Source organism: Bradyrhizobium sp. LjRoot220 (assembly GCF_964252915.1).
Lineage (GTDB): Bacteria > Pseudomonadota > Alphaproteobacteria > Rhizobiales > Xanthobacteraceae > Bradyrhizobium.
On the sequence record NZ_CAXUPS020000007.1, the window covers coordinates 1 to 12,053 of the forward strand.

The 12,053-nt window shown below is 64.2% G+C and carries 10 protein-coding genes; 5 read left to right on the forward strand and 5 right to left on the reverse strand.

Annotated features, from left to right (window positions below; all coding sequences use genetic code 11):
- Nucleotides 1-285: 285 nt before the first annotated feature.
- The gene (locus ACSQ84_RS25650; RefSeq protein WP_436214511.1) at nucleotides 286-3,162 is read right to left on the reverse strand and encodes an EAL domain-containing protein; all 2,877 of its coding nucleotides are present in this window, start codon (nucleotides 3,160-3,162) and stop codon (nucleotides 286-288) included.
- Nucleotides 3,163-3,279: 117 nt separating this feature from the next.
- Nucleotides 3,280-4,278 carry an NAD(P)H-quinone oxidoreductase gene (locus tag ACSQ84_RS25655; protein ID WP_436214512.1) on the reverse strand — a complete coding sequence of 333 codons (999 nt, stop codon included), beginning with the start codon at nucleotides 4,276-4,278 and terminating at the stop codon, nucleotides 3,280-3,282.
- A 105-nt stretch (nucleotides 4,279-4,383) separates the two neighbouring features.
- Between ACSQ84_RS25655 and ACSQ84_RS25660 the strand changes: the two genes are divergently transcribed.
- The 3 genes from ACSQ84_RS25660 (at nucleotide 4,384) to rcdA (ending at nucleotide 5,775) form a co-directional block, all read left to right on the forward strand.
- Nucleotides 4,384-4,575, forward strand: coding sequence for a DUF1192 domain-containing protein (locus tag ACSQ84_RS25660; RefSeq protein WP_212292990.1), 192 nt, complete (start codon nucleotides 4,384-4,386; stop codon nucleotides 4,573-4,575).
- Nucleotides 4,576-4,592: 17 nt separating this feature from the next.
- Nucleotides 4,593-4,889, forward strand: a complete 297-nt coding sequence (locus ACSQ84_RS25665) for a hypothetical protein (RefSeq protein ID WP_436214513.1) — start codon at nucleotides 4,593-4,595, stop codon at nucleotides 4,887-4,889.
- A gap of 373 nt (nucleotides 4,890-5,262) precedes the next feature.
- The gene (gene rcdA, locus ACSQ84_RS25670) at nucleotides 5,263-5,775 is read left to right on the forward strand and encodes a protease adaptor protein RcdA (protein WP_436214514.1); all 513 of its coding nucleotides are present in this window, start codon (nucleotides 5,263-5,265) and stop codon (nucleotides 5,773-5,775) included.
- A 226-nt stretch (nucleotides 5,776-6,001) separates the two neighbouring features.
- Here rcdA and rpmE read toward each other — a convergent pair whose 3' ends face one another.
- On the reverse strand, nucleotides 6,002-6,229 hold the full coding sequence (gene rpmE, locus ACSQ84_RS25675) for a 50S ribosomal protein L31 (RefSeq protein ID WP_436214515.1): 228 nt from the start codon (nucleotides 6,227-6,229) through the stop codon (nucleotides 6,002-6,004).
- A 179-nt stretch (nucleotides 6,230-6,408) separates the two neighbouring features.
- Here rpmE and ACSQ84_RS25680 point away from each other — a divergent pair, with 179 nt between their 5' ends.
- Entirely contained in the window at nucleotides 6,409-8,268 is a 1,860-nt protein-coding gene (locus ACSQ84_RS25680) for an ABC transporter ATP-binding protein/permease (protein WP_436214516.1), read from the forward strand.
- Between the two features lie 190 nt (nucleotides 8,269-8,458).
- Here ACSQ84_RS25680 and ACSQ84_RS25685 read toward each other — a convergent pair whose 3' ends face one another.
- Nucleotides 8,459-9,490, reverse strand: a complete 1,032-nt coding sequence (locus ACSQ84_RS25685; protein WP_436214517.1) for a peptidoglycan -binding protein — start codon at nucleotides 9,488-9,490, stop codon at nucleotides 8,459-8,461.
- Nucleotides 9,491-9,502: 12 nt separating this feature from the next.
- A complete protein-coding gene (locus ACSQ84_RS25690) occupies nucleotides 9,503-10,501 on the reverse strand; it encodes a flagellar motor protein MotA (RefSeq protein ID WP_436214518.1) in 999 nt (332 codons plus the stop codon).
- Nucleotides 10,502-10,942: 441 nt separating this feature from the next.
- Here ACSQ84_RS25690 and ACSQ84_RS25695 point away from each other — a divergent pair, with 441 nt between their 5' ends.
- A complete protein-coding gene (locus ACSQ84_RS25695; protein ID WP_436214519.1) occupies nucleotides 10,943-11,971 on the forward strand; it encodes an SAM-dependent methyltransferase in 1,029 nt (342 codons plus the stop codon).
- Nucleotides 11,972-12,053: the final 82 nt, after the last annotated feature.

Sequence of the window (12,053 nt, forward strand, 5' to 3'; positions counted from 1 at the left end):
CCAGCAAGACTCGGGCGCAATGCGTCGCGAGATCGCGAGCGTGTATTTCCCCGTCATCCTGAGGTGCGAGCCTTGCGGTGCATTTGCACCGCTGGGCGAGCCTCGAAGGATGAATCGGCCACAGGCGGGCCGTCGTCCTTCGAGGCGCGCAAGAGCGCGCACCTCAGGATGACGGGTCGAAATGCGAAGGCGGATCCAGTAAGCCAGAGGCGCCAATGATAGAACCGACGAGCCGCGGCGTACTGGGTCCCCCGCTTTCGCGGAGGACGACAGCGGTGATGGAGCTCAGCTCGCCGCTTCCAGCCGTTCCTCGGTCAACAGCCGCATCGCGGCGTCGGCGTCCATCGGCTCGCCGAAGGCAAAGCCTTGCGCGTATTCGCAGCCCAGTTGATAGAGTTCGACCGCATCCGAATCCGTTTCGGCGCCCTCGGCGACCACGTCCATGCCGAGATCGTGGGCGAGCGCGATGATCGATTTCAGGATCACCGGGCGGGTGCCGCGGCTGGTAGTCCGAACGAAGGACTGGTCGATCTTGATGGTATCGAACGGAAAGCGCTGCAGATAGGCCAGCGAGGAATGGCCGGTGCCGAAATCGTCCAGCGACAAACCCGTGCCGAGTTCGCGGATCCGCGTCAGCATCTGCGCCGCGTGCTCCGGGTTCTCCATCACCAGCGACTCGGTCAGTTCCAGCTTGAGCGTGCCGCGCGCCACCGAGGAGCGCGACAGCACGGTGCGGATGTCGTGGATCAGGTCGTGGCGCAGCAATTGGCGCGAGGAGACGTTGACGCTGGCGAAGATCGGCTCGCGCGAGCGCATCGCGCGCTGCCAGATCGCGAGCTGCTTGGCCGTCTGGTCCATCACGAACATGCCGAGATCGACGATCAGGCCGATCTCTTCGGCGATCGAGATGAATTCCGATGGCGACATCCGCCCGAGCTTGGGATGATCCCAGCGCGCCAGGGCTTCGAAGCCGGCGATCGAACGATCCTCCAGCCGCACGATCGGCTGGTACAGGATCGTGATTTCCTGGCGCTCGATGGCGCGGCGCAATTCGGACTCCAAGGTCAGCCGGTCGGTCTTGCGGGCGCGCATCGCCGGCTTGTAGACGTCGATGCGGTCGCCGCCGATGCGCTTGGAGTGATACATCGCCAGCTCGGCGTCCTTGATGATCTCGTCGGACAGCTGGGTCTGCGGATCAGAGAGCGCCAAACCGATCGAGGCCGTGAGAAAAATCTCGCGGTCGTTGAAGGCGATCGGGGCGCGGATGGTCTTGCGGATGGTCTCGGCAAACGCGGTGATGCGCGCCGAGTCCTGTTCCGACATCAGGATCAGGCCGAACTGGTCGCCGGCGAGCCGCGCCAGCGTGTCCTGCGGCTTGAGGATCCGGGTCAGCCGCCGCGCCAGCGTCAGCAGGATGGAATCGCCTACCGCGATGCCGACGGAGTCATTGACCTGCTTGAAGCGGTCGAGGTCGATCACCATCAGCGTCGGGCGCAGGTTCGGCATGGTCTTGGCGAAATTCGCCACCGCACCGAGGCGGTCGATGAACAGTTTGCGGTTCGGCAGGCCGGTGAGGTTGTCATGCACGCTGTCATGCAGCATGCGCTCCTCGGCATTCTTCTGCTCGGTGACGTCGGTGAGGGTGCCGACGACTCGGGAAACCTCGCCGTCGGAGCCGACCACCGGGCGCGCTTTCAGCGCGAACCACATGAAGTGGCCGTCGGGGGTGCGCAGCCGGAAATCCTGCACCAGCCGGCCACGGCGTTGGTCGAGCACGCTGTCCAGCGCAGCGCGGAAGCGGTCCTGATCGAGCGGATGCAGCACTTCGAGCCATTTCGCGGCCGGGCCTTCCAGCGTGCCGCGCTTGAGGCCGAGCAGGCTTTCGGTCTCGGGGCTGGTGAACACCTTGTCGGCGGAGACGTCCCAGTCCCAGATCAGGTCGCCCGAGCCGGTCAGCGCCAGCGCGCGGCGCTCGACGTCGGAGACCACGCCGGTGGTGGCGCCGCCGCCGGCGAAGGCGTGCTGCATTACCGTAAATCCGATCAGCATCACGATCAGCACGAGGCCGCCGAGCAGGGCAGGGCCGACGATGTCGTTGGTGACGTTTCCGGCCACCGCCATGCCGGCCGCGACCACCCAGACCACCAGCAGGAACCAGGTCGGGATCAACAGCACCGCGCGGTCAAAACCATGTGTGGAGAGATAGACGATGAGCGCGAAACCGGCGAAGGCGATCATGACCAGCGACATGCGCGCGATGCCGGAAGCGACCGCCGGATCGAACAGCGCCAGCGCCACCAGCGAGCCGAGGAAGGTCAGCCAGCCGACGGTGATGTGGGAATAGCGCACATGCCAGCGGCTGAGATTGAGATAGGCGAACAGGAACACCAGCAGCGTCGCGGCCAGGATCGCTTCACCCGCCGCGCGCCAGACGCGCTCGGCGTTGTTCTGCATGTCGAGGACCTTGCCCCAGAAGCCGAAATCAACGCCGATATAGACCAGCACCGCCCAGGCCAGCGCGGCGGCGGCCGGGAACATGATGCTGCCCTTGACCACGAACAAAATGGTGAGCACCAGCGCCAAAAGGCCGGAGATGCCGATCACGATGCCCTGGTAGAGCGTGAACGAGTTGACCTTGTCCTTGTACGCGTCGGGTTCCCACAGATAGAGCTGTGGCAGCTTGTCGGTGCGCAGTTCGGCGACGAAGGTGACGACGGCGCCGGGATCGAGCGTGATGCGGAAGATGTCGGCGGTGGCGCTTTCCTGGCGCTCGGGCCGGTCGCCGGTCGATGGCGTGATGGTGGCGATGCGCGACAATCCGAGATCCGGCCACAACAGGCCCGACGACACGATGCGGTAATGGGGCGCGACGATCAGGCGGTCGAGCTGGTCGTCGGTGTTGTTGGCGAGCGCGAACACCACCCAGTTCTGGCCGCCTTCACGGGCGCGCACCTCGATGCGGCGGACGATGCCGTCGGTGCCGGGCGCAGTGGAAACCTGGATACGGTCGGCGTCGCTGCGCTGATGATCGAGCACCGCCGTGAGATCGATCGCGGGCGCGTCGCTGCGGACGCTGACCGCGTCAATGGCATGCGCTTGCGGCGCGAACGCAACAATCATGAGGCCCAGCGCGAGCGGCGCAAGGCACCTGATCAGACGCAATGTCAGTACTCCGCGATCAACGAGCTTTACGGGCGCGAACGGCCCGACGTTTCCGCGATAAATGACATGAAAGCGAAGGAAATCAAAGGGTTTCCGCCTTCGCTTCGGTCCGGAGCGTTAAACCGCCAACACAATTTTGCCAATATGTGCGCTGGTCTCCATCCGCCGGTGCGCATCGGCGGCCTTTTCCAGCGGGAATGTGCTGTCCATCAGGGGTTTTACCCGCCCCTCGCGCATCAAGGGCATCACTTTGGCCTCGATCGCGGCAACCATCGCCGCTTTATCCGCATTAGTACGGGGCCGCAGCGTGGAGCCGGTATGGGTCAGCCGCTTCACCATGACCTTGGCGATGTTGACGGTAACCTTGGGTCCATTGAGTGTCGCGATCTGCACGATCCGGCCGTCCACCGCGGCGGCATCGTAATTGCGATCGACGTAGTCGCCGGCGACCATGTCGAGGATGACGTTGGCGCCCGCGCCATCGGTCGCGGCCTTGACCTCGGCGACGAAGTCCTCGGTCTTGTAATTGATGGCGCGGTCGGCGCCGAGCCTGAGACATGCGTCGACCTTGTCCTGGCCGCCGACGGTGACGATTACCTTGGAGCCAAACGCCTTGGCGAGCTGGATCGCCATGGTGCCGATGCCGGAGGAACCGCCATGGATCAACAGCGTTTCGCCGGGCTGCAACGCGCCGCGCTCGAACACATTGTGCCAGACCGTCATCAGCGTTTCCGGAATAGCACCGGCTTCCTGCATCGACAGAACAGGCGGCACGCTGATCGCCTGCGCGTCTTGCGCGATGCAATATTGCGCGTAGCCGCCGCCGGCCACCAGCGACATCACCTTGTCGCCGAGCTTGTGCTTGCTCGCACCCGCGCCGAGCGCGACCACTTCGCCCGCGATTTCGAGGCCCGGCAGATCGCTGGCGCCGGGCGGCGGCGGGTAGGCGCCGGAGCGCTGCGCGACATCGGGACGGTTGACGCCGGCGGCCGCCACCTTGACCAGGATCTCGCCGGGGCCGGGCACCGGAACGCTGCGGATTTCAGGCAACAGCACTTCGGGACCACCGGGCTTGCTGATGCCGATAACGGTCATTTGCGCGGGCAGCTTTTCCATGATTTGTCCTTGCGAAATACGGGAATTCTGAAGGCGGCCCCTGATTAGCCAGCCCTATGGCGGCTGGCAACCGCCGCGAGGCATCGCTGAGCACGGAGGAAACGCATGGCCATCGAGGATGACGACAAACCCCGGAAGAAAGTCACCCACGAGATCGGGCAGGATCTGTCGCTGCTGTCGGTCGAGGAACTGACGGAACGCATCGCGCTGATGAATTCCGAGATCGAGCGGCTGCAGGCGGCGATGGCCAAGAAGCGCGCGTCGAAAGATGCGGCGAACAGCTTTTTCAAGTCGTAGCCAGGATCGGGATGAAAATGAACGTTGGACGTCTCGTCGGCGCGATCGTGGTCGGTGTTGTGCTCGCCGGGATCGTTGCCCCGGCCGGCGCGCGGACGCCGGCGAGCTGCGTGGGCATCGACATGACCTCGGGTGAATGCAAGGCGCAGCGCTGCAGGAAACCGTTCGCGAAAAATCTCGCCGCCTGCGCCGAATTGCCATCCAACAAATCTTGTGCAGTCCTCGCCCGGCAGCAAAAGCGCCAGTGCGACCGAAACTGCGACGAGACCTATATGAAGCGGTTCCCGCCGGGGTTCACCTGCGACGAGCAATAAGCGGCCAGTGGCCTAACGCGGGCGGCGCCTGTCGTTGCATGGCAAGGGGCCTGTCCCAAACTAGGCCAATGGCCGACATGGCAAACAAAGCTTAAAGAAAATCGTTCGTTTACGATCAATTAAGCTTTCTCGTTTATGACTGGCATCGTCCTCGTTTGGACACCGAGTGGCTCCTGTCCACTCTGTTTGACGCCTCCCTGTTATCAACTTCAAAGCCGCCGGAAACGGCGGCTCTTTTTTATGCCCGCACGCGCTGGAAACCATAAATCCGGTTGCGGCTGGACTCTCGCCCGCGCAAGCGCAATGATTTGTTCATCATAAGCCGGCGGTTTTGAAAAGCCGGCAGCGTATCAGTGGCGTGAGGGCGTTAACCATGGCGGACCGTTCGTACAGCGAATCCGCGCTCGTTCAATTCAGCGAGCGGCTGACTAATTCGGCGGCATTCGGAACCCTGTTCCGCGAGGGCATGGATCTCGTCGAGGAGACCGCCGCCTATCTCGACGGTGACGGCCGCACCGAGGCCAAGGCGCTCGAACGTTCCGTCAGTCTTACCTATGCGACCGAAAGCATGCGGCTGACCACCCGCCTGATGCAGCTCGCCTCCTGGCTGTTGCTGCATCGCGCGGTGAAGGAAGGCGAGATGACGCTGACCCAGGCCAACCGCGAAAAGACCAAGGTCAAGCTCTCCGCCGCCGATCCCGGCCCGGACGACATGATCGCCAAGCTGCCGCAGCAATTGCAGGACCTGATCGAGCGTTCGATGAACCTGCAGTCGCGGGTGCGCCGGCTCGACACCTCGATCCACGCCCCGGCAGCCGAACGCGCCCCGATCGGCAATCCCCTGGTGCCGCAGCTCAATCGCCTGAAGGCGGCGTTCGAGCGGTAATTTTCGGGATTCTCTCACCCGTCATTGCGAGCCAACGGGTCGCGCGCATGCGCGCCCGATGACAGGCTCCGCGAAGCAATCCATCTGTCCACACACGGAAGCATTGATTGCTTCGTCGCCTTGCTCCTCGCAATGTCGGGATGGACTGCGTTTCAACAAAAAACGCCCCAGGAAACCGGGGCGTTTTTGCATTCCTGGGCCGAGCAGGAGAGGGTTCCGAAAACCCTCAATCCTTCTTGAGGAAACCCGAAAACTTCTTCTGGAAGCGCGACACGCGGCCGCCGCGGTCGAGCATCTGCTGGGTGCCGCCGGTCCAGGCGGGATGCGACTTGGAGTCGATGTCGAGGTTCAGCTTGTCGCCTTCCTTGCCCCAAGTGGACCGGGTCTGATACTCCGTACCGTCGGTCATAACGACCGTAATCGTATGATAATTCGGGTGAATTTCGGGTTTCATGGCATATCCTTCGGCGCGCCTGCGCCCGTCTCGAAATGTCAGGGGTACGGGATTTGGCGGGTCTATAACGCAAGAACAGCGCCAAAACAACTAGGTATGTCACCTGATTGGGGTTCGCCCGGATTTGCCAGCGCGGCCCATGGGGCCTATCTGGGGGCGTCGAAACCCGGTCCCTTTTCATGAGCGCAGCCGAACAGCTTGAAGACCCTCGCGGAACCGTTCCGCCGCGGCGCGACGCGCTGCTCGAGGAGGAGGCTTTCATCGAAAGCCAGCTGACGCAGTCGCCGGTCAAATCCGGCGCAAAACTGCGCCCGCTGCTGGCGCTGGCGCCCTACGTCGCGCGGTACCGCGGCCGGGCGCTGCTGGCCTTCATCTCGCTGACCGTTGCGGCGGTGACGACCCTCGTCGTCCCGATCGCGGTGCGGCGCATGATCGACTTCGGCTTCACGCCCGAAGGCATCGCGATGATCAACAGCTACTTCAGCGTGATGATCGCGGTGGTCGCCGTGCTGGCCTGCGCCAGCGCGTCGCGGTTCTATCTGGTCATGACGATCGGGGAGCGCATCGTTGCGGATCTGCGGCGCGATGTGTTCGCGCATCTGATTTCGCTGTCGCCGGCATTTTTCGATTCCGCCCGCAGCGGCGAACTGGTGTCGCGGCTCACCGCCGATACCACCCAGATCAAGTCGGCCGTCGGCGCGTCGGTGTCGATCGCGCTGCGCAACCTGATGCTGTTCGTCGGCGCCACCACCATGATGGTGATCACGAGCCCGAAGCTTTCGCTGTTCGTGCTGCTGGCGATCCCGGTGATCGTGATTCCGCTGGTGGCGTTCGGACGCTGGGTGCGGCGGCTGTCGCGCAACGCGCAGGATACGCTGGCGGAAGCCAGCGCCTATGCTTCCGAGCTGGTCGGCGCCATCCGGACGGTGCAGGCCTATACCAGCGAGCGGCTGGCCGCGACGCGCTTCGGCCGCGAGGTCGAACAGGCCTATGACGCCGCGCGCAGTTCGACGCGGGCGCGCGCGGTGCTGACCTTGATCATCATCTTCATCGTGTTTTCCAGTGTCGTCGTGATCCTGTGGGTCGGCTCGCACGATGTGCTGACCGGTTCGATCAGCCCGGGCCGGCTCGGCCAGTTCGTGCTGTACGCGGCGTTCGCCGCGACGGGCCTCGGCCAGCTCAGCGAGGTCTGGGGCGAAGTCTCGGCTGCTTCGGGCGCTGCCGAGCGGCTGTTCGAAATCCTGCGCGTCAAACCGCAGATCACGGCGCCGGCCTCGCCGGTCGCGCTGCCGTCGCCGGCGCGCGGCGATGTCGGCTTTGACAATGTCAGCTTCAACTATCCGACGCGCCCGGATGTGCGGGCGATCGACGGCGTCTCGCTGTCGGTGCGGGCCGGAGAGAAGGTCGCGATCGTCGGCCCGTCGGGCGCCGGCAAGAGCACGCTGTTTCATCTGCTGCTGCGGTTCTACGATCCGGCCAGCGGCACGATTTCGGTCGATGGCGTGCCGATCACAGCGGCCGATCCGCGCGAAGTGCGCGCGCGCATGGCGCTGGTGCCGCAGGACTCGGTGGTGTTCGCAGCTTCGGCGCGCGAAAACATCCGTTTCGGCCGGCCTGATGCCAGCGATGCCGAGGTCGAACGCGCGGCCGATCTGGCGCATGCCAGCGAATTTCTTCGCCGCCTGCCGGACGGTTTCGAGGCGCAGCTGGGCGAGCGCGGCGTGACGCTGTCGGGCGGCCAGCGCCAGCGCATCGCGATTGCCCGCGCCATCCTGCGCGATGCCCCGCTGTTGCTGCTCGATGAAGCAACTTCCGCCCTCGACGCCGAAAGCGAGACGCTGGTGCAGACCGCGCTGGAAGAATTGATGCGCCACCGCACCACGCTTGTCATCGCGCACCGGCTGGCGACCGTTCTGTCCTGCGACCGTATCATGGTGATGGACCAGGGCCGCATCGTCGAACAGGGCACCCATGCCTCGCTGGTTGCGGCGAACGGGCTGTATGCGCGGCTGGCGCGGCTGCAGTTCGAGGGGATTTGAGCGCACGCGGTCGTCACCCGCGAAGGCGGGTGACCCAGTATTCCAGAGACGTCAGTGATTGAATCGAGAGGCCGCGGCGTACTGGATACCCCGCCTTCGCGGGGTATGACGGCTAAGGGCGGGAGCGCGAATATCCTTCCACATCGTCTTCGACACCGCGCGCCCCGATGTCGGATTCAAATCCTACCACTCACCGTTCCGTCAGCTTCAGCTCGATGCGGCGGTTGCGCTTGTAGGCGTCCTCTGATGGCGTCGGGTCGAGCGGCTGGAATTCGGCAAAGCCTGCGGCGACCAGGCGCTGCGCTGGCACCCCGAGCGAGATCAGATATTGCACCACCGAGATCGCGCGCGCCGACGACAGCTCCCAGTTCGACTTGAACACCGGGCTGTTCAAAATCGGCCGCACGTCGGTATGGCCGTCGACCCGCAGCACCCAGGCGATTTCGCTCGGGATCTGCTTGTCGAGATCAACCAATGCGGATGCGAGCTTGTCGAGTTCGGCGCGGCCCTCGGGCAGCAGCAAGGCCTGTCCGGTGTCGAAGAACACTTCGGACTGGAACACAAAGCGGTCGCCGACGATTCGCACATCCGGCCGATTGCCGAGAATGGCGCGCAGCCGACCGAAGAATTCGGAACGGTACCGCGTCAGTTCCTGCACCCGCTGCGCCAGCGCCACGTTGAGGCGTTGCCCGAGATCGGCAATGCGGCCCTGCGATTCCTTGTCGCGCTTTTCGGAGGCGTCGAGCGCTTCTTCAAGCGCGGCCAGCTGCCGGCGCAGCGCGCTGATCTGCTGGTTCAGCACCTCGATCTGCGCCAGCGCGCGCGATGTCACGGCTTTCTCGGAATCGAGCGCCTTGTTGAGTTCGTTGGCGCGGCCCTGGGCGTCGCTGCCGGCGCCGGCGAGACCTTCATAGAGCCCCTTGATGCGGTCGCGCTCGGATTCCGCCGAGGTCAATCCCGCGCGCGCCTGCGAGAGCTGGTCGCTGAGGCTTAATCCGGTGAGTTTCTCCAGCGACAGCAGGTCGTTCAACTGCGCGATCTTGGCGTTGAGCGCCTCCAGCGCCTTGTCCTTGCCGGTGACTTCCTGCGACAGGAAGAACTGCACCACCAGAAACACCGAGAGCAGGAACACGATCGAGAGCACCAGCGTCGACAGCGCGTCGACGAAGCCCGGCCAGTAGTTCATTCCCGATTCGTTGCGGCGTGAACGCGCGAGGGCCATCGGATGAATCCCTTAACTCTTCTCGGGCTGACGCGCGATCCGCTCGAGCAGCTTCTTGATCTCGCGATTCTGCTCGCCCTGGCCGTCGGCCCATTCGCGGATCATCTGCTGCTCGGTGCGCATATGCGCGACCAGGCCCTGAATGGCTTCGGCGAGATTGGCCATCGCCGCCGTGGTGCTGCGGCTGCCGCCGCCTTCCTCGACCACGGCGCGCAGCCGCTCCATCGCGTGCTGCAACTCGCCGGAGACGCCGGTGGTGCCGTCGCCCGAATACTCGCGCACGGTCGAGGCGAGCCAGTCTTCCAGATCGGTATAGAAACGGTTCTGCGCTTGGCTTGATTGCAGGTCGAGAAAGCCCAGGATCAGCGATCCCGCGAGGCCGAACAGCGAGGACGAAAACGAGATGCCCATCCCGCCGAGCGGCGCCGCCAGACCCTCTTTCAGGGTATCGAACAGCGAGCCGGAATCGCCACCGACCTTCAGCCCCTCGATCACCTTGCCGACGGAGCCGACGGTTTCGATCAGGCCCCAGAAGGTGCCGAGCAGGCCGAGAAAGACCAGGAGGCCCGTCATGTAGCGGGAGATGTCGCGCGCTTCGTCGAGCCGGGTGGCGATCGAATCCAGCAAATGCCGCATGGTCTGCTGCGAGATCGACATCCGCCCGGTGCGTTCGCCGCCGAGTATCGCCGCCATCGGCGCCAGCAGCGTGGGACGACGCGCGATGGCGAGGCCGGGATCGGCGATGCGGAAATTGTTGACCCAGGAGACTTCCGGGTAGAGCCGGATCACCTGCCGGAACGACAGGATGATGCCGATCACGAGCACCGCGCCGATCAGGGCATTGAGGCCGGGATTGGCGAAGAAGGCGGTGACGATCTGCTTGTAGAGCACGGTCATGACCAGGCCGCACAGCACCAGGAACACCAGCATCCGCACCAGGAAAATCTGCGGCGAGGACAATTTGGTGAGCTCGATCTCCAGTTCGGAGCGGGCGGTGGGGCCTGAGGGCATTGCGGGGGTCATCCGTTGCGAAAAGCCGCGTTTGGGAGGCCAATATGGCACAGCACGGCTGGGAAAAAAGATCGGAAAAGCGCTGTTTCAGGCAGACCAGGGGGGAACTTCAAGCTGAAACCGGGCTTTGACTGGAGCGTATTTTGGAAACGTTGTTTGTCCAACCGGGATTTTTCATGACGGCCCTGTATCTCGAGGCGCCGGCGGCGCTGGCCGGTTCGCTCCTCTCGGTCCTGATGACAAGGGCGCCTGGCTGTGCAGGACCGCGCCGGCATTCCGGCTGGACGGATACGATCCGGACCGTTTCGCGACATCAGTCCGTATCAGTCCGTTCTTTCCGCTGCCGCCGCAAGCATGATCCCGATCCGGAGGGCCCGCATTAGCGCAACGTAGAAGCCGCCTTCCGGAAAAGATCATGGTCAAGATGAAGGGAGTGGTCACATGAGCTTCGTTTCCACGATCATCGGCACCGCCGAGCGGGTGCCGCTGCCTGATGTTATCATCCGCGCCGCGATCCACCGGCTGTGTTCGCGCACCGCGACGCGGCTCGCCACCGGCAACGCCGAAAGCGACGCCTGGTTTGCCGACGAGATGGCCGCACGTGCCATCGCCGAATACACCGACGAGGCCAGCGCGCCGCATCCCGAGGAGCCGGCGGCGTTCTTCGCGCTCGTCCTGGGGCCGCACCGCAAATTTTCCTCGTGCTTCTACCGCGAGCCGGCCACGACATTGCAGGAGGCCGAAGAGGAGGCGCTGCGCCAGACCGTCGAGCATGCGGATATCGCCGACGGCCAATCGATCCTCGAACTCGGCTGCGGCTGGGGGTCGCTGTCGCTGTGGATGGCGCGGCAATTCCCGCATTCGGAAGTGACCGCGGTGTCGAATTCCGCCTCGCAGCGCGAATTCGTCGAGGGCGAGGCCGGCAAGCGCGGATTGAAGAATCTGCGTGTGGTCGCCTCGGCGATCAACGTGTTTGACCCGCGGATGCAATTCGATCGCATCGTCTCCGTCGAGATGTTCGAGCACGTATTGAACTGGCGCGAATCGATGTCGCGGATCCGTTCGTGGCTGAAGCCCGACGGCCGCTTCCTCATGCACATCTTCACCCATCGCTCGGGCGCCTATCTGTTCGACCGCGCCGGCGGCGAGGACTGGATCGCGCAGCATTTCTTCACCGGCGGCATGATGCCGAGCCACCATCTGGTCCGGCAGTATGCCGATCTGCTCGAAGTCGAAAAAGAATGGCGCTGGAGCGGGCTGCATTATCACCGCACCGCGGAGGATTGGCTGGCCAATTTCGATCTGCGCCGCGAGGAGATCGAAGAGCTGTTGCGCTACGTTCATGGCGGCGAGACCGCGTTGTGGATGCGGCGCTGGCGCTGGTTCTTGCTCGCGACATCAGGCCTGTTCGGCTACGCCGACGGCAGCGAATGGGGTGTCAGCCACTACCGGATGAAGACCGCCGGTTAACGAAACACCAGCTGATTCGCGCCAGTTTTCGACAAACTCGCGCCGTGCCGCTTTCCTGGGTGCTCAACCCTGCGTTCCATTC

What these genes read in the sequence shown, in the direction of transcription:
- rcdA (WP_436214514.1), top strand. Translation starts at nt 5,263, where the DNA reads ATGGCGGACCGTTCGTACAGCGAATCCGCGCTCGTTCAATTCAGCGAG.
- ACSQ84_RS25660 (WP_212292990.1), top strand. Translation starts at nt 4,384, where the DNA reads ATGGCCATCGAGGATGACGACAAACCCCGGAAGAAAGTCACCCACGAG.
- ACSQ84_RS25680 (WP_436214516.1), top strand. Translation starts at nt 6,409, where the DNA reads ATGAGCGCAGCCGAACAGCTTGAAGACCCTCGCGGAACCGTTCCGCCG.
- rpmE (WP_436214515.1), bottom strand. Translation starts at nt 6,229, where the DNA reads ATGAAACCCGAAATTCACCCGAATTATCATACGATTACGGTCGTTATG.
- ACSQ84_RS25690 (WP_436214518.1), bottom strand. Translation starts at nt 10,501, where the DNA reads ATGCCCTCAGGCCCCACCGCCCGCTCCGAACTGGAGATCGAGCTCACC.
- ACSQ84_RS25695 (WP_436214519.1), top strand. Translation starts at nt 10,943, where the DNA reads ATGAGCTTCGTTTCCACGATCATCGGCACCGCCGAGCGGGTGCCGCTG.
- ACSQ84_RS25685 (WP_436214517.1), bottom strand. Translation starts at nt 9,490, where the DNA reads ATGGCCCTCGCGCGTTCACGCCGCAACGAATCGGGAATGAACTACTGG.
- ACSQ84_RS25655 (WP_436214512.1), bottom strand. Translation starts at nt 4,278, where the DNA reads ATGGAAAAGCTGCCCGCGCAAATGACCGTTATCGGCATCAGCAAGCCC.
- ACSQ84_RS25665 (WP_436214513.1), top strand. Translation starts at nt 4,593, where the DNA reads ATGAACGTTGGACGTCTCGTCGGCGCGATCGTGGTCGGTGTTGTGCTC.